The organism is Hymenobacter sp. AT01-02 (genome assembly GCF_000961955.2).
Classification (GTDB): domain Bacteria; phylum Bacteroidota; class Bacteroidia; order Cytophagales; family Hymenobacteraceae; genus Hymenobacter; species Hymenobacter mucosus.
In genome coordinates this window covers 1-21,984 of sequence record NZ_JZIR02000009.1, presented here as the reverse complement: position 1 = coordinate 21,984, position 21,984 = coordinate 1, and the positions used below count along the sequence as shown (strand labels likewise).

Sequence of the window (21,984 nt, the reverse complement as noted above, 5' to 3'; positions counted from 1 at the left end):
AGGGACGTTCATGCAAATTCCGTTTCTCTCGTTTGCCGGTCAGCACGACCCTATTCGGGAAGAAGTAGTAGCGGCTATGGCCCGAGTCTACGACAGCCATTGGTATGTACTAGGGGAGGAGGTAAGACGGTTTGAACAAAACTATGCCGCCTTCAACCAAGTAGGCCATTGCGTGGGGGTAGCCAACGGGCTGGATGCGCTCCACCTATGCTTGCGGGCCTTAAATGTGGGGCCTGGTGATGAGGTGCTAGTTCCCAGCAATACGTACATCGCCACCTGGCTGGCGGTGTCGTACGTAGGGGCTACCATCGTGCCCGTTGAGCCGCGTATTGATACCTATAACCTAGACCCAGACCGGCTAGAAGAAGCCATTACGGCCCGAACGAAGGCTATACTGCCAGTGCACTTGTACGGGCAGGCTTGCCAGATGGACGCCATCATGCAGATTGCCCAACGCTACAACTTATGTGTAGTGGAGGACAATGCCCAGGCTCAAGGGGCAAGTTGCCAGGGCAGGCTTACGGGTAGCTTTGGGCAGGTAAACGCAGTAAGCTTTTACCCCGGCAAAAACCTGGGTGCCCTGGGGGATGCCGGGGCCGTAACAACGGATGATGCATTCCTGGCGGCGCAAATCAGAACCTTGCGAAACTACGGCTCCCAGCAGAAGTATCGGAATGAAGTGGTGGGGTACAACTCCCGCCTCGACGAGTTGCAGGCCGCTATTCTAGGGGTTAAGCTACCCTACTTAAACCACTGGACCCAACAGCGGCAGCAGCTTGCAGCGTGGTATACCCAGCACCTATCCGGCATTCCAGAAATTGTATTGCCACAAACGGCCACTGCCTGTACGCACGTGTATCATGTGTACGTGATTCGTACCCGGTACCGCGACGAGTTGCAGCAGTACTTAACGCAACACGGAATCGGTACGCTCATTCATTATCCTATTCCGGCCCACCTACAGCCTGCTTACAAACACCTGGAATTTCAGGCAGGGCAATTTCCAATTGCCGAAGAGCTAGCCCGTACTAGCGCAAGCCTTCCGCTGTGGCCGGGTCTGACGTTGGAACAGGTTGTTTTCGTGTGTGCGTGTATCAGGCGTTTTTTTGCTGCTGCGCGCTAAGGTGAGCTGCCGCCCGTAGCGGGCGTTGGCAGGTGTGGGCTTACTGTCTGTGGGCTTATTGTGTAACTGATAAGCTGATAATAGCTAGCTTTGCAAGGTAGATTGGAATAATGCTGCTCCTCTGACAAGGTGTGGTTGATAGGTAAACTTTATTCATGCTCCTGTGAAAGTTGTGATTCTTGCTGGTGGCCTAGGTACTCGTCTTTCCGAAGAAACGGTGCTCAAGCCCAAACCAATGGTAGAAATTGGTGATATGCCCATTCTCTGGCATATTATGAAAATCTATTCGGCACATGGCTTCAATGACTTCGTTATCTGCCTCGGTTATAAAGGCTACGTTATCAAGGAATACTTTGCCAACTACTTCCTGCACAAGTCAGACGTAACCATAAATCTGAAGGAGAACTCCTTGCAGGTGCACGACAGCTTCGCCGAGCCCTGGAATATTACCCTCGTAGATACCGGCATGGAAACCATGACGGGTGGGCGCATCAAGCGGGTAAAGCAGCACATCGGCAACGAAACCTTCTTTCTAACCTACGGCGACGGAGTTGCGGATGTGAATATTCGTGAGTCGTTGGAGCAGCACCAGCAAAGTGGCAAGCTGTGCACGGTTACGGCAGTGCAGCCCAGCGGCCGTTTCGGAGCACTCAACTTTGGTGAGCAAGATGCCGTGACTTCCTTTACGGAAAAGCCTAAGGGCGACGGTGCCTGGATTAACGGCGGATTCTTCGTGTGCGAGCCAGCCGTAATAGATTACATCGAAGACGACGCAACCATTTGGGAGCGGGAGCCGCTGGAGCGTATTGCCGCCGCCGGTCAGATGCAGGCCTACAAGCACCACGGCTTCTGGAAGCCCATGGATACCCTACGCGACAAAGTAGAGCTGGAAAACGACTTGCGGAACGGAGTGGCGAAGTGGAAAACGTGGTAAGTATGGACCTGAAAGCAGTTTACCAGGGTAAAAAAGTGTTCCTGACCGGGCACACCGGCTTCAAAGGCGCTTGGCTATTACAGTGGCTACACATGCTGGGTGCTCAAGTAAAGGGCTATGCCCTGGCTCCCGAGCAAGAGGAAGACCTGTACAACCTGATTCAGGGCGACACGCTGTGCGAATCAGTCATTGCCGATTTGCGCGACCGGGAAAAGCTGGAAGCGGAAATTGTGGCGTTCCAGCCCGACTTTATATTTCACTTGGCGGCCCAGCCGCTCGTGCGCCTTTCTTACGAGATACCCGCCGATACCTTTGCCATTAATGCAATTGGTACGGCCTACGTACTGGATGCGGTGCGCCAGCTAGAGAAGCCCTGCACCATCGTTCTTATCACCACCGATAAGGTATACGAGAACAAAGAGTGGGTATATCCCTACCGTGAAACCGACCGGCTAGGTGGCTATGATCCGTACAGCGCCAGCAAGGCCTGCGCAGAGCTGGTCATCAACTCCTATGTGCAATCCTTCTTTAACCCGGCCGCATACGAGCAGCACCGGAAAGGTATTGCCGTTGGGCGCGCGGGCAATGTGATTGGCGGCGGCGACTGGGCCAAGGACCGTATTATTCCGGATATAGTGCGGGCTCTGCGAAACGACGTGCCTGTTACTGTTCGGAACCCGAAAGCTGTGCGGCCTTGGCAACATGTTCTTGAGCCCTTGGGCGGATATCTGCTCCTCGGCGCCAAGCTAGCAACTGAACCTATCCGTTACGGTGGGGCATGGAATTTTGGACCGCAGGCAGAAGACAATAAAACAGTAGGGGAAGTAGTCGAAGCAGCCATTTCTATTTGGGGTAGTGGCAGTCATGTTTCTCCTAACTTGATTAATCAGCCTCATGAAGCTGGTTTGCTTAAGCTTGATATAAGTAAGGCAATTAGTGAGTTGCGTTGGTTACCAAAATACACGTCTCACAAGGCTATTACGGAAACAATCAATTGGTATAAAGCTTTCTGTTCCGATAAATCGGAGATGTCAAGCTATACCACGGAAACAATACGGCAGTATTCGGAACTATGAAGATTGCTGTAATAGGGTCAAATTCTTTTTTGGCTTCTTATATCATAGATGAGTTCTCTAAAAACGAAGAGAACTCACTTCTTCTTTTCGGAAGTGGCAAGCAGAATAGTGCGGAGGCGAATAAACTTTTTATTGAGTTTAGATACCCTGAAACACTAATAGACCTTTCTATTCTGCTTGCGTGTGATTTAGTAATTTATTGCGCAGCAACCGGAGTACAGGCAAATGGTGCTGTAAATACTTCTTTAATATATGGTGTAAATGCATTTTATGCTATAGAAATAATCAACTATCTGAACGATCATAATTTTGCTGGTAAATGGGTGAGCTTTGGGTCCTACTTTGAAATAGGAAATACAGAACTAGCATATGATTTCAACGAGGAAGAAATTGTAGCTAGTGCTTTAGAAGTGCCAAACCACTATTGCTCATCCAAAAGATTACTAACTAAATTTATAGCAAATAAAGTTGTTGGTATCAGTGTGTTTCATTTTATTCTGCCAACTATCTATGGTAGAAGAGAAAATCTGAATCGCTTGATCCCATATATCATAAACTCTTTAAAAGAGGATAAGCCACTGAGGTTAAGTGCAGGCAAGCAGATGCGACAATATTTACATTGCGACGATGTGGCCGCAGTAGTTAAATTAGTTTCTGCCAATGATTACCCGACGGGTATCTATAACTTAGCTAATGAGGGCCCAATACAAATAGCTGATCTGGTAAAACATATATTCTCTCTTTTTAATCGTGATGCTGAGCCCTCTTTGGGAACAGCTACTACAAGAGATGAGAGCATGAAATATTTAGCCATTAGTCCATTAAAAATTGCTGCCCATATTCCTGAATGGAAACCTTCTATAGGTATTCAAGAAGGAATAAAAGAATATATGGTCTAGGCAAATGGCCCAGATTTAATTGAAAGGTAGTCTACCATGTTCCTGCTGATAAATTGTTTCACAGGAAATAAAATTTTTACACCATGTACAAGAACTTTAGCGACGAGTTACAGCAACTTTTGACGCAAAAAGCAGCAGCCAATACAGCAAAGACCTTCATTCCAGGTCAGGACTACCTACCAGTAACAGGTAAGGTATTGGATGCCGAGGACCTTCTCTACGGCGTAGATGCCACACTTGATGGCTGGCTCACTACTGGTCGCTTTGGTCCTAAGTTCGAGCAGAAACTAGCCAAGTGGTTCGGCTGCAAGTCTTCTCTCGTAGTCAACTCTGGTTCGTCGGCTAACCTGGTGGCTTTTTATGCACTTACCTCCCCGAAGTTGGGTGATCGGGCTATTAAGCCCGGCGATGAGGTAATTACGGTAGCTGCTGGTTTCCCAACTACTGTGAACCCTATGGTTCAGTTTGGTTGCGTGCCGGTGTTCGTAGATGTAGATATTCCTACCTACAACATCAAAGCGGAGCTAATTGAACAGGCCGTGACGCCTAAAACCAAGGCGATTATGATTGCCCATACCCTAGGCAATCCATTCAACCTGGATGAGGTAATGCGCGTGGCCCAGAAGTATAATCTGTGGGTGATAGAGGACGACTGTGATTCCCTGGGGGCCACCTACAACGGGAAGAAAACCGGCACCTTCGGCGACCTAGCTACGCTGTCCTTCTACCCAGCTCACCACATTACGATGGGTGAAGGCGGAGCCGTACTGATTAACAACATCCGGTTGAAAATGCTGGCAGAAAGCTTCCGCGACTGGGGCCGCGACTGCTACTGCGAGCCAGGCAAAGACAACACCTGCAATAAGCGCTTCTGCTGGCAGCTAGGCCAGTTGCCGTACGGCTATGACCATAAATACACCTACTCGCACATCGGCTTCAACTTGAAGGTAACCGATATGCAGGCTGCTATTGGCTTGAGCCAGCTCAACAAAGCCGACTATTTCGTGCAGCGCCGTCGCGAAAACCATGCGATGCTGTATCAAAAGATGAAGCAGTTTGAAGAGCATTTCATCTTGCCCGAGGCTACTCCTAATTCCAACCCAAGCTGGTTTGGCTTCCTACTTACAATTCGGGATGGTAGCCCAATTGAGCGCCAAGACCTGATTCAGCACTTGGAGGATCATAAGATAGGTACGCGCCTGTTGTTTGCTGGTAACTTGCTCCGTCAGCCTGCTTACCAAAACATCGAGCATCGAGTAGTAGGTAACTTAGAGAATACTGATACGATCATGAACCGTTCTTTCTGGCTGGGCGTATGGCCTGGCTTGCAGGAAGAGCACTATGACTACATGGTAGAAGTCCTTAAGAAGTTTTTCTCTTAGTTTAACAATATGTCATATAATGATAAAGCTCTTCTAACAGTTATGATTCCGACTTACAATCGGAATCATAAAGTTCTGCTTTCAGTCGAAAGACTAATTCCTCAGTTAAATGACAACGTTAGATTAATAATATTCGATAATTGCTCCGATACTGCGGTTAGTGAGACAATCGGTCATTTGAACCATGAAAATATCGAAATAGTCAGACATGCCAGTAACATCGGCATGTCTGCTAATTTTATCTCCTGCTTTGAAGCATGCCAAACAGAATGGATGTGGTTGCTCGGTGATGATGATCCTCCAGCCTTGGATGCTGTTGAGACTATTATAGCTGATATAAATAGATATAGTGAATATTCATTTATTAATTACAAAAATCCCTATGCGATAAAAAGGCAAGATACTTTCACGACTCAAGGACTAGAAGGGCTAATTGAAGGTATGGATGACTTTGGTAACTTGTTATTTATATCTGTTGGTTTATATCATCTTAATAAGTTAACGCCTAATAAAAGGTTAGTTAATCAGTTGTCCTACTCCTTAGCGCCGCACATAGTTTACCTTTTTACAGGCCTTCAAAAAGAGGCCAGGGTATTATTCAGCCCTGCTGTATTACATGATTTCTCTCTTAGAACTACTACTCCCGACGAGGACTGGTCTTGGCTATCACTGAGCCTAAGTATACCAGTTTTATATGAGATGCCTTTAAATGTAAGTCAAAAAGCGAAGGAGAAATTCGCTGACTTGGTGCTAACTCATGTAAAAAAACCAAGTCAAATTTATGGAATAATTGAACAGCCAAGCACTATCAATATGCCATTGTATGAGAAAAGATATTTACTAAGACAAATATATTTTAGATCTCTATTGCACAAAGGGTTAAACAGGTATTTTTTATCGTGGTTATGGTGTGATTTAAAATTGCAAATGAAGTATATACTAAAAAAGCCTGACTCCGCTTATAATATAGAGAGATATAAGAGAATATAATGTTCCTAGTATTTAATTATTTATACTGTAAACATAGTCGATTTTTTGGCTCACATAGGTGTTATAAATGAAAGTTTCAGTTGTAATACCTTGCTTCAACCATGGTCAATACATACAGGAAGCACTACAAAGTGTCGAATGCAATGTAGGTAGCACTCCGTATGAAATAATCATAGTTGATGATGGCTCAACGGATGCCCATACGCTGGTAATGATGGAGAAGCTGGAGCAAGAGGGATATACTGTTATACGGCAAACTAACCAAGGGTTAGCGGCTGCCAGGAATGCTGGTATTTCCTCAGCAAGAGGAGAATATATCATTCCACTGGATAGCGATAACAAGCTTCATACTAATTATCTAACCAAAGCGCTAAAAATATTAGACGATAGCCCTGAAGTAGGAGTCGTTTATGGTAAGCCGTTTTTTTTTGGTGAAGAAACCGGTTTAAAAGAAGTTGGAGGATATAATTTTTCTAAAATAATTCAATGTAATTACATTGATGCATGCGCAGTTTTTAGAAAAAGTGTTTGGGAAAAGGTAGGTGGATATGACGGTGATTTGCCGGCCATGGGAAATGAAGATTGGGAGTTTTGGATTCATTGTCACTTGCTTGATATAAAGTTTATATATCTAAATGATATATGCTTCTACTACCGAGTATTGTCTGATTCTATGTCTGCCACGACTACCAGGCCAGGATTTGAAAAGAACAAAGCATATATATATACCAAGCATAGTATCAATATCGTAAATAAACTAATCAATGAAATAGAGTCATGGAACTATGTTAAGAACAATAAGCTTAAAACTGCGGCTAAGATATTGCTGGGTATGAATATAAATTAAATAGGGAGCAAACACAGCGCAACTCACGTAATGCCTAAAGTCACTGTCATCATACCAAATTACAATCATGTACGGTACTTGCCGAAACGGATTGAAAGCGTTTTACATCAAACTGAGCAAGACATAGAAGTGTTGTTACTCGACGACTGTTCGCCCGATAACAGCCGGGAGGTAATCACGCAGTATGCCGCTCAGGATGATCGTATTAAGCTAGTATTTAACGAAGAGAACAGTGGTAGTACCTTCCACCAGTGGAATAAAGGTATCGCTCTAGCCCAAGGAGAGTATATTTGGATTGCAGAAAGTGATGATTATGCTGATCCTGTATTATTGGAAACGCTTTTGCGTCCAATGGAAAAAGATTCTACAATTGGTCTAGCTTATTGTGAATCACAAATGATTGATGAGAACAATAATGCACTTGGCATACATTATATTATGCCCAAGGAGCTAGATGGAGCTTTACTTAAACAGGATTTTATAATAGATGGTATTGAATTAGTGAAACAATTTATGTCCTTCTGTAACATTGTGCCTAACGCTAGTGGAGTATTAATTCGGCGGAGCGTCTTAGATCAAGTTGGTCCAGCAGATGCCAGCTATCGTTTAGTAGGAGACTGGTTGTTTTGGGCTAAAATCATGGCTACATCAAAAGTTGCCTTTGTAACTACTCCGCTGAATTATTTTCGTCAACATACAAACAATGTCCGAAGTAGTACACTTCGAAATGGATTAGCTTTAGTAGAAGAAGCTAGGGTTATGAAAGTAATTAAGGCATTTGGTGAGCCTAATGCCATTAATTACGAAATGAAGATAGAAAACATACTCGGTAAATGGTTTTATGCATTTATTAGCAATCATGCCATGCCATTTTCACTTCATCGGGAATTGTACCAGAAGTTGTGTGACCTTGAACCTTCATTCCCTAGAAGGTTCGCTAAATACTTTTTTTCTACACTGATTGAGAATAAATTCAGTGGTTTACGCCAATTAGTTGGAGACGGAATTCTCAAAAGAATACTTTCCAAATAAAACGAACGGTGGCTTCGATACTGGGGAGCTTACATTTCGTATTTCTCCTAAATTCAGCTTAGGTAGCTGACGTAACCAAATCAGGCATGCCAAAAGTAACTGTCATCATTCCTAATTATAATCATGCTTTGTATTTGCCAAAACGTATTGATAGTGTTTTAGGGCAAACAGAACGTGATATTGAAGTAATACTTCTAGATGATTGTTCTCCCGACAATAGCCGTGAAATCATTGCCCATTATGCTGCTCAGGATAAACGGATTAAGGTAGTTCTGAACGAGCAGAACAGTGGAAGCACTTTTCGGCAATGGAACAAGGGATGTGCCCTAGCAACTGGGGAGTACATATGGATTGCGGAGAGTGATGATTACGCTGATCCACGCTTGTTAGAAACACTTGTGGCGCGGCTCGAAGCCGACCCTCAGGTTGGCATAGCGTACTGCATGTCTATCAGTGTTGATGAGAAAAGCCAGCCTGTTGGCAATCATTATGCATACTATGAAGAAGTAGATGCTCAGCGCTGGGCCCATGACTTCACCATGCCTGGGATTGAGCTTGTGCAGCGTTACATGCCCTTCCGTTGTATCATCCCGAATGCTAGCGCCGTAGTCGTTCGGCGTAGCGTAATTGAACAAACCGGCCCGGCAGATGAAACGATGCGACTATCCGGGGACTGGGCATATTGGTCGAAAATCCTGGCCTCTTCTAAGGTAGCTTTTGTTGCTGAGCCCCTAAACTACTTTCGTCAGCATACCAATAATGTGCGCAGTAAAGCATTGGTCACGGGTCTGGCTTTAGCGGAAGAAGCACATATTCTGAAATTCTTGCAGCAGTTCGGACCACTGGATTCAGCTGTCTATCAAAAGAAAATAGACAGCCTCCTGCAACGCTGGTTTTACGGCATGGTGAATTACAACATCACGCCTAAAGTGCACAAGGAAATTTACGCTCGGCTTGCACAAGTAGACCCTCACTTTGCACGTCGTTTCGCATCCGCTTTCAGCCGTTTCTTGTTCGGTAACAACATGAGCGGTATACGGCAGTTTATTGGCGACAAACTGCTAGCTCGCTAAACTAAAAAGAGCGGCTCTATAGGGTCGCATTTCTACTTGTTTTCTTGCTTTACATGCTTTCACCTAAGTTAAGCCTTATTATTGCCTCGAAAGACCGAAAGGCTATTTTAGCAGTAACGCTAGAAAAAGTATATCGAGCGTTGCAGGGAGTGCCAGCAGAAGTGCTGATTATTAATGACTCCAAAACAGAGAGTATTTCTCTGCCCGCCGAGTATCAGGATAAAGTGCGGGTTATTGATAATCCTAAAAGCGGAGTTGCTTCAGCGCGGAACTTAGGTGCGAAAAACGCATTGGCTCCATTGCTAGTCTTTATGGACGACGATATGTGGGTAACAGCTGAGAACATTCAAGTAACAGTAGACTTATCTCAGCAATATTCGCAAGAGCCGCGTTGCTTCAACTTAAATTGGGTGTATCCTCCTGATTTACAGAAATATGTTCAAAGTACTCAGTTCGGGCGCTACTTACACCATTATGGGTTTGACTCATTAAAAGGGTGGTGCCGTGGTTTACCGTGGAATGACAATGAGTTGTTTGCCACTCCGGGCATTACGAGTCAGTATTTAGCTATCCGCAAGGTAGACTTTGAAAAATCTGGGGGCTATAATGAGAATTTCCCACATGCTGGTTTTGAAGATCATGAATTTAGCCAGCGCTTAGCCGAGCATCATATACAGCCATACATTTGTCCTACCAGCATTATGTATCATAATGAGGCAGACCGAATGAATTTAACTGCATGGCTAGCTCGGAAAAAGCGGGGTGGTGAAACGCGAAGGGTCGCTGTTGAGCTTGGTCACCAAGAGCTGGTGTATGATTATGGTCTTCTAAAAGGCAGCGTTTATCAAGTTATAAGCCTCATACGTCCAGCGGTAATGGGGATATTGACGCTTATACCCAATAAGAAGGCTTTTGATAAACTCTATTTTGGTCTTACAAATCTGCTGCTAGGGGCTGCCTTATATAGCGGCTATCAGATGGTTCCGTCGCGTGCGTAGCCGCTTAAGGGAAGCTTAATGTAAGGTGCACCAGATAGGTTTACCTATCTTTGTGGTTTCATACTGCGTGCCACACGGCAAAAGCGTCACTCTGTTTCTAACCTGCAGCCGTGAGTAACTGCTGCTTTAGCGCGTCTAAGGAAGTTTAGCTACCAAGCGCTTTTCTAGAGTATTAAGAACAAAACAATGAATCAAGGTATTATCAGCGAAACATTACGTAATGTACTGTTTTACTTGTCCGACGCGGACCGGCGGAAAGCAGTATGGATGTTTTTATTGCTGATCTTCTCCTCCGTGCTAGATGTTTTTGGTTTAGCGTCATTGGTTCCAGTAATTATGGCTGCCTCGCAGCCTGGATCTATATTCCGTAACCAATATTCCAATTGGCTTTATCATGCGCTAGGTTTTCAATCGGAAACAGCTTTTTTAGTTGCTCTTATAATTCTGCTTGTGATATTCTTTCTTATAAAGAATTTATTCACAACCCTAGTGAATTATCAACAAGTTCGATTCACTGCACAAATTGCTTTGAATGTAGTAGGCACCCAAATAGATAAATATAATAATTTGTCTTTTTGGGACTTTAGCAGGTTAGGTTCATCTAATTTAGTCCACTTTACGGTAGGTATTCCGCAAGCATTTGTTAATGGTATTATTCGTCAGTTGTTTGTTCTGCTTTCAGAAGCTGTTGTCATTCTCGTAATTATTGTTGCTATCCTAGTTTATCAACCCGTTTTATTTATGGTGTTGGCTTTAGTGCTAGCTCCAGCTACTGTCTTTACGTACCGCCTGTTGCGTAATCGCTCTATGCGCATTGGCACTCGGGTTGACGCGCTACGACCAGTAACCTATTTGTTGCTTTCGGAGGCTTTTGCCGGCTATATCGAGCTTAAACTTGCTGGTAAACAATTTCAAGTAAAGGAAAAAGTAATCGAGAATCAGAACGAATTACAGGACCTAGAAGCTGTTTCCTATCTCTATGGACAGCTACCTCTCAAAATGATTGAAATGGTGGCTATACTAGCAGTGGCCACTATCTTTTTATACTCCCTTCTATTATCAAAAAATCCTGAAAATCTAGTAACGATAATTGGACTATTTGCAGCAGCAGCATACCGCCTGATGCCATCAGTCAATCGTCTGATTATTGCGATGGTGTCGTTAAAGCAACACCGATTCACATTTGATAATTTAGGCAGCCATCGGGACCTGGTGCATCAAGTACTGCCCCCTCAGCAACCCTTGGTATTTAAGAATTCCATAGAGCTGCGAAACGTGTCTTTTACATTCCCGGAGACAACTAAGCCGGTATTAAATAATATTTCTTTCAAGGTTAATAAAGGAGAAAGAATAGGCCTTATCGGTTCTTCCGGCTCTGGTAAGACTACCTTAATGAATCTGTTGCTGCGGTTTTATGAAGAACAGCAAGGGAAGCTACTTATCGATAACCAACCATTAACGGAGCACAATCTCGAAGCTTGGTATAAGCTAGTAGGGTATGTAAAGCAGGATACCTTCTTGATGGAATCATCTATCCGGGATAATATCACCTTGGCAGATCAAAAGGTAGATGAGCAACGGTTGCAGTACGCTATTGAGCAGGCCTCATTAACAGACTTTATTCAATCACTACCCGATGGTATTGAGACATTTGTAGGCGAACGAGGGTCGCGTCTTTCCGGAGGCCAGCGCCAACGGATTGGTATTGCTCGTGCATTGTATAAGCGCACGGAGGTACTACTTATGGATGAAGCCACGAGTGCATTGGACAACGAAACCGAGCGGGAGGTAAATGAAGCAATCAGTCGCCTTGCAACTACTGATATTACCATTTTCATCATTGCTCACCGCATCACGACTCTGCGCGACTGCACGCGTATTTACGAGTTGAAGGATGGTGAATTAATTGCAGAGCGGACTTACGATGAATTGGTAAGCCGTACGATGGCATCTAGCAAGTAGGAGGGAAGAGACTTGTATAGCTGGCTTTGCTAGCACTCAGTTGTTGTTTATGGCTGCTTCTACAGTACCCGGCGCCCCTGTTCGCGTCACTTACGTCATTTCTGCTGTTAACAAGGCACTAGCTTTTGAATGGATTGCCAAACACTTGAACCCAAGTAAGGTAGCCTTATCCTTCATTTTGTTGAATCCTGGAGACAGTGAACTAGAGCAATATATCCGGGGTCTGGAACTTCCTGTAGCACGGGTTATCTATCGTGGAAAAGCTGACCTACTACGCGCCATACGTGAAGTGCGTAGTCAGCTCAAAACCTGGAAAAGTCAGGTAGTGCATACGCATCTGTTTGATGCTAATGTGGTAGGACTGTTGGCAGCTTGGTCGGTAGGCATACCGCGTCGCATATTGACGCGTCACCACTCTACCCTGCACCATCAGTATTTCCCCCGCGCTGTGTACTACGACCGGTTTACGAATACTCTTACAACCCATATTGTTGCCATCACGGAGATGGTCAAGCGGATATTGGTGGAAAAAGAGGGCGTGAAACCACAAAAGATTCGCCTGATTCATCATGGCTTTGACTTGGCTACTTTCATGCAGCCAAAGCCGGAGCGGGTAGCTGCTTTGCGGCAGAAATATAAAACGCAGGATGCCTACCCGGTTATCGGTGTTATTGCCCGCCAGACCGAGTGGAAAGGAATTCAGTATATTATTCCTGCCTTCGCCACACTACGTGAGCAGTATCCCTCCGCCAAACTACTGCTGGCTAATGCTCACGGCGACTACCAAAAGGAAATCCAAGCCCTCCTGCAGCAATATCTGCCAGCCGAGTCCTACGAGCAAATCCGTTTTGAAAACGATCTGGGCTCGTTATATCAATTGTTTGATGTGTACGTGCATACGCCCATCGACGACCACAGTGAGGCTTTTGGGCAAACCTACGTGGAAGCACTGGCAGCTGGTATTCCAGCGGTATTTACGCTTTCAGGCGTGGCACCAGAGTTTATCCGTCACGAGGAAAATGCCTTGGTAGTCCCCTTTGCCGACAGTGCTGCCATTGCTGCCGCCATGCAACGCTACCTGGCTGACCCTGCGTTACGCGCACACGTACAAACCACCGGGCAGGCCGTTGCTACTCAACGTTTCGGGTTAGATACTTATCTTTGCGCACTGGAAGATCTGTACTGCGGTTAGTAAGTAAATGTGCTGCGGCTTTCAGTCCTAACTTCTCATCGACATCTGGTTTTCATTGCGGAACTGAAGGGTGGTACTGCCCCACGGCTGTCTGCTCGTTGATTCCGTCTCTCAAGCGTTCTGTTCCCATGCATTTGCTCGTAACCCAATCGTTCGGCCGGGAAAGTGAGTACCGGCGGGCTTTGCTCACCATTATGAGCTTTTGGGCGTGGTATAGCGGACCTGCCAGTCAGGTTAAGACTGTACTGTTCACGGATGCCCCTGATTTCTTCCGACAATATCTGACGGACGTGGAGGTAGATTACGTGCTGCTTACTCCCGAGAAAATAAAGGTAATGCGAGGGCAGATTGACTTTCTGCACCGTATGAAAATCGCGCTGATCGAAGAGGCATTCCAGCGGCACCCAGGGGCTGACATGCTGTATGTTGACTCCGATACCTTTTTTACGGCCGATGCTCTGCCTTGGATGCAAGACTTCCGGCCGGGGCGCAGCTTTATGCATCTGCTAGAGTATACCTACGAAGAATGCCGTAAGCTGCCTCTGCCCATGGGTGTTACGTTTCACGCGTTTTTACATCTTATTGAGCAGCAAAGCTTTCAAACTACGCGGGGCACAGAGCAATATACTGCTAGGCAAGAATCGTGGAATGCCGGCGTAATGGGTCTTCCGGCCGAAATAGTTGCTATGATCCCGGATGTGTATCAGCTCACGGACCAATTTTATCCTCCTACGCAGAACCACGCCAGCGAGCAGTATGCCTTTTCTTTAGTACTGCAAACTCGTACGGAGCTTCACCCTTGTGACCAATACGTGTATCACTACTGGTACCGTGTGAAGAAACAGGTAACAGATTTGGTACTAGCTGATACTATCACAGCTGAATTCAAGCAGCAAACGTGGGTTGATAAGCTAGCGGCAGTGCGGCGGTTAACCCAACAACTGCCAGCTATTTATGATACGCATCCTTTGATGCTTCAGGACAATGCCGTGCAAGCATTCAACGAGAACCGCTTTAAGGAGGGGTATCAGCATGCCTGGATTGCTTTGCGCAAATCGCCTTTCACGCCTTCATTTCTAAAAGACGTGTTGTACCATGCTAAGCGTCATATTACCCAAGCATGAGCCAAGCTATAAAAATTGGGTTCTGCGTAGCCTACGACTGGTACTTTCTGGAGCACTCTCTGCCACTGGTATATGAGCAGGCTGACCGTATCTGTTTGTCGCTGGATCAGGACCGTATTAGTTGGGCTGGCAAGCCCTTCTCCTTCGACGACGAGGCCTTCTTTGCACTAGTCAAACGACTAGATACCAAGAACAAGATTGAGATCTATCAAGACGATTTTCATCGGCCGGAACTGGCTCCTATGGATAACGAAGTCAGGCAGCGTCACCTGATTGCGGAGCGGTTAGGAAAGGGCGGCTGGCACGTGCAGCTCGATGCCGACGAGTACTTTCTCAACTTTGCAGGGTTTGCTAAGTGGCTGCGCGGCTTTAATCCAGCACGTCCTGTCAATGTTCGGTGCCCGTACGTTACCCTGTTCAAGCAACTAGATACTGGGTTTCTGGCCGTAGACCGGCAGCAGCAACTCTGGGCCGACGTATCCAACCCAGTGGCTACTAACGATCCTGCCTACTACCACGGGCGAGTTAGTCATTGGTTTAACATTTATGCCCCCTACTTTATTCTGCATCAATCCTGGGCGCGTGATGAGCATGAGATTCGTGAGAAGATCAGCAACTGGGGCCACGCACACGATTTTGATACGCAAGCTTACCTAGACTTCTGGCTTAAGCTGAGCTCGGATAATTATAAAGAGGCAAAAAATGTCCATCCTCTAGATAAAGAGGCATGGCCCTTGCTACAGTTTGTGCCCGGGAAGCACATTGCTGACTTGGTTCCGTTTTATACAGCGCATCCACCACAAACCCCAAGCACGCTACGGCTGATGTGGGAGAATTCGTTGTGGGCCTCGCGACTAAGGCGGGTGCTCCGCCTTAAGTAAGATATATAACCCGTTTAGCTGACTTTTGCAGTATGTCCGCCTCGTGCGCTTTCCATCTAGGTATAACATTTGATCAGAACTATCTGGATCAATTTTATGCCCTGACTACCTCCATTTTTGTCAGCAACCCTAACAAGCCAATCGCAATCCATGCTATTGCAACCGGCATTCAGCCTGCAGATAAAGCTAAGATTGAAGAACACGTACAGGCTCATAACTCAACCATCTCCTTTTATCAAATTGACGAAAGTTTAATTTCTCAATTCGTATTAGGCAGCAAGTGGACTGTTGCCGTCTACTATCGACTCTTCTTTGCATTTCTAGTACCTGAATCAGTAGAGTATCTGCTTTATATTGACAGCGACACGTTGGTAGTGGGCGATTTAAGTCTGTTTACTCAGATTGATCTAGGTACCTGCCCTGTGGCAGCGGTATATGACAACTGGGTAAAGACACAGCCTTTGTTAGGTATTACGGAAGAAGGGCAATATTTCAATTCGGGCGTACTCTACATGCACATGAAAGAGTGGCGCCGGCAGCGAATTTCTGAGCAAGCACTACAGTATTTGCAGCAGTACCCGGAGCGCATTAAGTATGTAGACCAATGTGCGCTGAATGCAGTGTTGCGTAACAACTGGAAAAAAATCGACAGCCGATTTAATACCCTACACTCCTATGTACCGGAGATGCTGCCGCGCCAGGAATTTGAAACGTACCTAGCCGATAAGGTGATTTTGCATTTCACCTTACATAGGCCCTGGGCCATGTTGTGTCAGAACCGTTTTCGTTACCTGTACCACCGTTATCTACAACAGTCACCTAGTAATCGAAAAGAACTTTACACTGATTTTGCTCTGAATAAGGTGCCATCTTTGCTGCGCATTCGTCTTCGAGAGCTATACATCGACAATCCGGCTCTAGGCAGACAGTGGCGGCGCCTCAAAGCTAAACTACGCTAGGTAAGGTAGCCCATGCCTAAAATTAATCTGTGAGAATGGCCGTAGCTTCGTTGGTATCAGTAGTAATTCCGTGCTATAACGCGGAGATGTATATCGCCGCTACCCTGCAATCAGTTCTGCAACAAACCTACCCAGCAGTGGAGGTAATTGTGGTAGATGATGGTTCAAAAGACGGGTCGGCTAAAATTGTAGCGGATATTGCCCGCGCTGACCAGCGAGTACGTCTGCATTCCAAACCAAACTCGGGTGTGGCCGATTCGCGTAATGTAGGTATTACGCTGGCTCAAGGGACATACATCGCTTTCTTGGATGCTGATGATTTGTTTGAGCCGGAGAATCTTGCTCGCAAGGTGGCGTATTTGGAGCAGCACCCGCAAACCAGGCTGGTTCATTCGGCGGAGGAGCGGTTTCAATCCGAAACCAATCAAACAGTAGAAATTATCCAGGGTAAAGGGGGGCACGTGTTACCCCTGCTGCTGGAAATGAGCACTACCGTTATTCACAGCCCTTCTAGTGTAGTGGTGCACCGAAGTGTGCTGGATGAAGCCGGATACTTTGATACCAAGCTCTCAACCTCGGCCGACTGGGAAATGTGGGTGCGCCTAGCGCGGTGCACAGAATTTGGTTACCTACCTCACACCCTAGTCCGCTACCGTATTCATGGCCAGCAGATGCATAATAACATTCCATTGATGGAACGGGATATGCTCTATGCTTTTACGAAGCTACACCAAGAAGGAGCGTATTTCCCGTCGGAAACGTACTACCGGCAGTGCTTGGCTAACTTGTATTTGATTCTAGCTGCCTGCTACCGCGGCGATATGCATGACAACGCGCGGTTTCTACGCTTTCTAGCCAAATCCATTTCCACCGATATGCGTCCGCTGTGGCGGCGGCTGTGGCGGTCTGGCACAGCGGCCTAATTCATCTGTCACCTGGGTAGAACAGCAGCCTAGCTGTTTCAACCAGGCATAACCTTTTCATTGCCCATGTGCGGTATTGCTGGTTTTCTGAATCGTACGTCGGCATCTCCTCTCACCGAAGAGATGCTGCGCAATATGACTACGTGTCTGGCCCACCGCGGCCCTGATGCCGACGGTTTCTACTTCGATGGCCAAGTAGGGCTGGGCCATCGACGCCTAAGTATACTTGACCTTTCTTCGGCGGCAAACCAGCCAATGTTTTCGCACAATGATCGGTTTGTAACTATATTCAATGGTGAGGTCTATAACTTCCAGGAAATAAGAGACCGACTAGGCTTGCAAATGCGAACTACTTCCGACACGGAAGTAATTCTGGAGGCGTTTGTGAAGTTGGGACCTGACTTTGTGCAGGAGTTGAATGGAATGTTTGCTATTACAATCTACGACAAGCAAACTGGGCAGTTGGATGTGTTCCGGGACCGGCTGGGAAAAAAGCCGATCTACTATTATCTGGACGCCAACACGTTTGGCTTTGCTTCTGAGCTAAAGTCACTGGTAAATCTTGCGCCCATCCGGCAGAGGTTAACGGTTGATAAAGAAGCAGTCAATCAGTTTCTGTACCTAGGCTACATTCCCCGGCCTCGATCTATTTATAACGAAATAAAGAAGATGGACTCGGGTGCGCATATCCGGGTGAATGCCACTGAGTTTAAGGAGTCTAGGTATTGGAAGTTAGAAGACAAGGTCAGGGCGGAAGTGCTGAGCGACGAACAAGAGGCTAAAAAGCAGCTGCACGACCTCATTCGCACCTCGGTACAGTACCGCATGATTGCAGACGTACCCTTTGGTACGTTCCTAAGCGGTGGTATCGATTCTAGCCTAGTGACTGCTATGGCGCAGGATGTGTCTGCTACGCCGGTGAAGACGTTCTCTATCGGCTTTGACTCGGCGAAGCACAATGAGTCGAGCTATGCTGCTGCAGTGGCCACACATTTGGTACTGACCACCATAGCTTCACCGTAACAGAACGTGAGGCGCGCGACAGCATGGCGGAGCTGGCGACCATTTACGATGAGCCCTACGCCGACTCCTCGGCAGTGCCGACGCTGATGGTATCAAAACTAGCTCGGCAGCACGTCACGATGGCTTTGTCAGGGGACGGCGGCGACGAGCTATTTCATGGCTACGGTATGTATACTTGGGCAAACCGGTTGGCCAAGGGTAGTGTAAACTTACTGCGCCATCCGGCTCGATTGGTGATGCAGCAGATGAGCAACCGCTACAAGCGCGTGGCCGACCTGCTGAATTATCCGGCACAAGCGCGACTTCGCAGTCACATCTTCTCGCAAGAGCAGTATCTGTTTTCTGAAAAGGAAATTGAGAAGTTACTGCAACCAGGCATGAGCAACCTGCCAGCTCTGCCAGAGCAATGGCCTAGCCCCCGCACCCTTACGCCTGCTGAGCAACAAGCCATCTTTGATATGCAGTACTACCTGCAGGATGACTTGCTGGTAAAAGTGGACCGGGCATCAATGCGCTATTCCTTAGAGACAAGAGGGCCCTTGCTGGACTACCGCATTGCTGAGTTCGCACTCAACCTCGATCCAGCGTTGAAGGTAAAGAACGGGGTTAGTAAATACCTGCTTAAACAAGTGCTGTACGACTATGTGCCGGCACACATTTTTGATCGGCCTAAGTGGGGGTTCTCTATCCCACTCGGCACTTGGCTAAAAAAGGATCTTCATTATCTCATTGATGAATACCTGAGCCCGCAGGTCCTAGAGAAAGTAGGCTTCGTGCGTCCCAACGTTGTACGAGAGCTAGTGCAGCGCTTTGAAGCCGGCGAAGACCATCTTTACAATCGAGTATGGCTTCTTATTGTATTGCATCAATGGGCTGTCACGCACCAGTTGGGAGCTTAAGGGCCTTTTACTTTTTAGCATGAATTCTTCCGCCCCCCGCGTTCTGTTTATTTCCTACGATGGGATGACTGACCCATTAGGTCAGTCGCAAGTGCTACCCTATCTAGTAGGTCTGTCTAAAGCTGGCTACCAAATTACTCTGCTTTCCACAGAAAAGAAGGATCGGTACGCTCAGCACGAGAAAACCATTCGAAATATTACTGAAGGGGCTGGTATCCGTTGGGAGCATATCTTCTTCACGCGTAAACCACCGGTTTTGGCTAAGTTTTACGATCGGTACCAACTGCGAAAGAAGGCGCTAGCTCTGCATAAGGAGCTGCACTTTGACATGACTCACTGTCGTAGCTACGTAAGTGCTGAGGTAGGCTTGTTGCTGAAACGCGAGTTCGGAGTGAAGTTCCTGTTCGATATGCGCGGGTTCTGGGTCGATGAGCGGGTAGAAGGAGGTATGTGGAATCTTGAGAGTCCTATTTACCGCCGGGCATATCGTACTTATAAGCGTAAGGAAGCAGAATTCATAGCGGCAGCCGATGGTATTATCAGCCTTACCGAAAACGGTAAAGGAGAAATGCAAACGTGGCCATCCTATCCTGGTACTCCTATTACAGTGATACCGTGTAGCGCTGATTTTTCGGTATTCCCACTGCTGACACCTGAAGACCGCAAGACGGCTCGTCAGCAACTAGGATATGATGAAGATGCATTGGTGGTGAGCTATTTAGGTTCAATCGGTGCTTGGTACTTGCTGGATGAGATGCTGGCTCAGTTTGCGGTAATCAAGCAACTCAATCCTGGCGCTAAAATGCTTTTCGTTACGCAAGAACCGAAAGCCATGGTGCTTGCAGCAGCCAGGAAAATAGCTGGCCTGGAAGAAACTGATTTTCATGTTCTTCCTGCTACCCGTAAGGAGGTACCCAAGTTAGTTGCAGCCTCCAACTTGAATCTGTTCTTTATTAAGCAGAGCTACTCGAAAAAGGCCAGTTCGCCCACGAAGCTTGGCGAAATATTGGCAATGGGGCTTCCTGTAATCTGCAACGACGGTGTGGGAGATGTAGCAGACATTATCCGTCAGACAGATGGCGGCTCGGTAGTATCTACCTTGGATGCTGCAAGCTACGAAGCAGCGGCGCGCAGTATTCCTGAATTATTGCAAAAAGATGGAAGCCAATTGCGGCAAAAAGCACAGGAATATTACGACCTAGAAACAGCCATTGGCAGGTATACAAACGAGTACAAGCGGCTTCTCGACAACTAATTTGCCTCTGTATATTCTATTGTTGATAGAAAGCCAAAACCTGTTCAGCAATACATACTTGTTGCTCCTCGCTTAGCTCGTAATACAGCGGTAAACGAAGCAGGTGCTGAGCATAATACACTGTATTAGGCAAAGGAGGCCCCGTGTACGCGTGCTCGAAAAAAGGACTTGTATGCAAGGGCTGGTAGTGAAAAATGGCTAGGATATGGTGCGCACGTAAATGGTGGATCAAAAGATCACGCTCTTTAGGTGAACGGCAGAGTAGGTAGAAAATGTGGGCGTTATGTGCTTGAGCATAACTGGGTATAAGCGGTAGCTTAACCCCTATGCTCATTAAGGGAGCCAATGCCTGTTGATATACATTCCACTGTTGTAACCTGCGTTTCGATATTCTAAGCCGATTGTCCAATTGTGCGCAAAGGAAAGCTGCCGTTAGTTCAGACGGTAGGAAAGAAGAGCCAATATCTACCCACTCGTACTTAGCTGTTTCACCCCTGGAAAAGGCGGCCCGATTAGTTCCTTTCTCCCATAGGATTTCAGCTCTTTCCGCGAACTGATTATCATTTATAGCCAACAGTCCACCTTCACCCGCACTGATATTTTTAGTCTCATGGAAGGAAAAAGCTGCTAAGTGACCAATTGTCCCTAAACGACGACTTCCATGGTATGATTCTATAGCTTGGGCAGCATCTTCAATTAAGATCAGGTTATGCTGGCTCACTAGGCTCGAGATGAAATCCATGTCACAAGCGACTCCAGCGTAGTGCACTACAACGATTGCACGGGTACGAGGTGTGATCAAACGAGCAATTTCACCAGGATCAATGTTGGGATGCTCAGGGCTGCTATCAGCAAACACCAACGTAGCTCCACGTAGCAGGAAGGCGTTGGCCGTAGAGGTGAAAGTGAATGATGGTAGAATAACCTCGTCGCCAGGTTGTAGATTTAACAGCAGAGCCGCCATCTCCAGCGCTGCAGTACCACTGTTGGTTAGCAAAGCACGCGCAAACCCATACTCTTCTTCGAAGAAGCGTTGACACCGCTGAGTGAAAATTCCGTTGCCGGAAAGCTTACCAGCTGATACTGCTTCTGCAATGTTATGCAGCTCAGACCCTGATAAATAGGGTTTGTTAAAAGGAATGAGAATATCGGACGGGATCATACCGGCGTGGTGGTTTCTGCTACCACGAATAAAGGGCGTGCACGGACGCCTTCGAATGTTTTTCCTACGTACAGCCCGACGACACCCAGCACCGTGATTAGTATGCCGGAGAAAAAGCTTATGGATACAATAAGACTAGCGTACCCTAACACATCAATCTTACCAAGCAGCGCGCGAGTGAGCATTATTAATCCTAAAAGAAATGCGCCGCTAGCGAGCAGCAAACCAAAGTAGACCGTTAGCCGCAAGG

General features: G+C 46.7%; 18 protein-coding genes and 2 pseudogenes. 18 read left to right on the top strand and 2 right to left on the bottom strand.

What is annotated here, in order from left to right:
* The first annotated feature begins 10 nt into the window (after positions 1-10).
* The 18 genes and pseudogenes from VI25_RS03535 (at position 11) to VI25_RS03445 (ending at position 20,572) form a co-directional block, all read left to right on the top strand.
* Positions 11-1,123, top strand: coding sequence for a DegT/DnrJ/EryC1/StrS family aminotransferase (locus VI25_RS03535; RefSeq protein WP_045687115.1), 1,113 nt, complete (start codon positions 11-13; stop codon positions 1,121-1,123).
* A 163-nt stretch (positions 1,124-1,286) separates the two neighbouring features.
* Entirely contained in the window at positions 1,287-2,057 is a 771-nt protein-coding gene (rfbF, locus tag VI25_RS03530) for a glucose-1-phosphate cytidylyltransferase (protein WP_045687116.1), read from the top strand.
* A 2-nt stretch (positions 2,058-2,059) separates the two neighbouring features.
* Positions 2,060-3,133: a CDP-glucose 4,6-dehydratase gene (gene rfbG, locus VI25_RS03525; RefSeq protein ID WP_045687117.1), complete on the top strand. Its 1,074-nt coding sequence runs from the start codon at positions 2,060-2,062 to the stop codon at positions 3,131-3,133.
* Positions 3,130-4,032: an NAD-dependent epimerase/dehydratase family protein gene (locus VI25_RS03520; protein ID WP_045687118.1), complete on the top strand. Its 903-nt coding sequence runs from the start codon at positions 3,130-3,132 to the stop codon at positions 4,030-4,032. Before rfbG ends, VI25_RS03520 begins: the two co-directional genes overlap by 4 nt.
* Positions 4,033-4,115: 83 nt before the next feature.
* The gene (gene rfbH / locus VI25_RS03515; protein WP_045687119.1) at positions 4,116-5,414 is read left to right on the top strand and encodes a lipopolysaccharide biosynthesis protein RfbH; all 1,299 of its coding nucleotides are present in this window, start codon (positions 4,116-4,118) and stop codon (positions 5,412-5,414) included.
* Between the two features lie 9 nt (positions 5,415-5,423).
* Positions 5,424-6,404: a glycosyltransferase family 2 protein gene (locus VI25_RS03510; RefSeq protein ID WP_045687120.1), complete on the top strand. Its 981-nt coding sequence runs from the start codon at positions 5,424-5,426 to the stop codon at positions 6,402-6,404.
* Positions 6,405-6,471: 67 nt separating this feature from the next.
* Complete coding sequence (locus VI25_RS03505) at positions 6,472-7,251, top strand: glycosyltransferase family 2 protein (RefSeq protein WP_055562272.1); 780 nt, start codon at positions 6,472-6,474, stop codon at positions 7,249-7,251.
* A gap of 30 nt (positions 7,252-7,281) precedes the next feature.
* Positions 7,282-8,283 (top strand): glycosyltransferase family 2 protein, encoded by a 1,002-nt coding sequence (locus VI25_RS03500; protein WP_052694923.1) that lies wholly within the window; start codon positions 7,282-7,284, stop codon positions 8,281-8,283.
* A gap of 86 nt (positions 8,284-8,369) precedes the next feature.
* Positions 8,370-9,356: a glycosyltransferase family 2 protein gene (locus VI25_RS03495; RefSeq protein ID WP_052694924.1), complete on the top strand. Its 987-nt coding sequence runs from the start codon at positions 8,370-8,372 to the stop codon at positions 9,354-9,356.
* 53 nt (positions 9,357-9,409) lie between these two features.
* The gene (locus VI25_RS03490) at positions 9,410-10,354 is read left to right on the top strand and encodes a glycosyltransferase family 2 protein (RefSeq protein WP_045687121.1); all 945 of its coding nucleotides are present in this window, start codon (positions 9,410-9,412) and stop codon (positions 10,352-10,354) included.
* 186 nt (positions 10,355-10,540) lie between these two features.
* A complete protein-coding gene (locus VI25_RS03485; protein WP_045687122.1) occupies positions 10,541-12,316 on the top strand; it encodes an ABC transporter ATP-binding protein in 1,776 nt (591 codons plus the stop codon).
* Positions 12,317-12,365: 49 nt separating this feature from the next.
* Positions 12,366-13,508: a glycosyltransferase family 4 protein gene (locus tag VI25_RS03480; RefSeq protein ID WP_045687123.1), complete on the top strand. Its 1,143-nt coding sequence runs from the start codon at positions 12,366-12,368 to the stop codon at positions 13,506-13,508.
* Positions 13,509-13,636: 128 nt separating this feature from the next.
* Positions 13,637-14,632: a hypothetical protein gene (locus VI25_RS03475; RefSeq protein WP_055562270.1), complete on the top strand. Its 996-nt coding sequence runs from the start codon at positions 13,637-13,639 to the stop codon at positions 14,630-14,632.
* On the top strand, positions 14,629-15,513 hold the full coding sequence (locus VI25_RS03470) for a hypothetical protein (RefSeq protein WP_045687126.1): 885 nt from the start codon (positions 14,629-14,631) through the stop codon (positions 15,511-15,513). Before VI25_RS03475 ends, VI25_RS03470 begins: the two co-directional genes overlap by 4 nt.
* A gap of 32 nt (positions 15,514-15,545) precedes the next feature.
* A complete protein-coding gene (locus VI25_RS03465) occupies positions 15,546-16,472 on the top strand; it encodes a glycosyltransferase family 8 protein (RefSeq protein WP_045687127.1) in 927 nt (308 codons plus the stop codon).
* A 35-nt stretch (positions 16,473-16,507) separates the two neighbouring features.
* Positions 16,508-17,395: a glycosyltransferase gene (locus VI25_RS03460; protein ID WP_052694925.1), complete on the top strand. Its 888-nt coding sequence runs from the start codon at positions 16,508-16,510 to the stop codon at positions 17,393-17,395.
* Positions 17,396-17,461: 66 nt separating this feature from the next.
* Positions 17,462-19,317: pseudogene (gene asnB, locus VI25_RS28780) on the top strand (asparagine synthase (glutamine-hydrolyzing)).
* Entirely contained in the window at positions 19,229-20,572 is a 1,344-nt protein-coding gene (locus VI25_RS03445; protein ID WP_236704858.1) for a glycosyltransferase, read from the top strand. The pseudogene asnB and the gene VI25_RS03445 overlap by 89 nt, the downstream one beginning before the upstream one ends.
* A gap of 16 nt (positions 20,573-20,588) precedes the next feature.
* On the opposite strand, the gene rffA is transcribed toward VI25_RS03445, so the two are convergent.
* Complete coding sequence (rffA, locus tag VI25_RS03440; RefSeq protein ID WP_173664781.1) at positions 20,589-21,734, bottom strand: dTDP-4-amino-4,6-dideoxygalactose transaminase; 1,146 nt, start codon at positions 21,732-21,734, stop codon at positions 20,589-20,591.
* Positions 21,731-21,984 (bottom strand): annotated as a pseudogene (locus VI25_RS26400) (glycosyltransferase); the annotation flags it as partial. The pseudogene VI25_RS26400 and the gene rffA, both read right to left, overlap by 4 nt.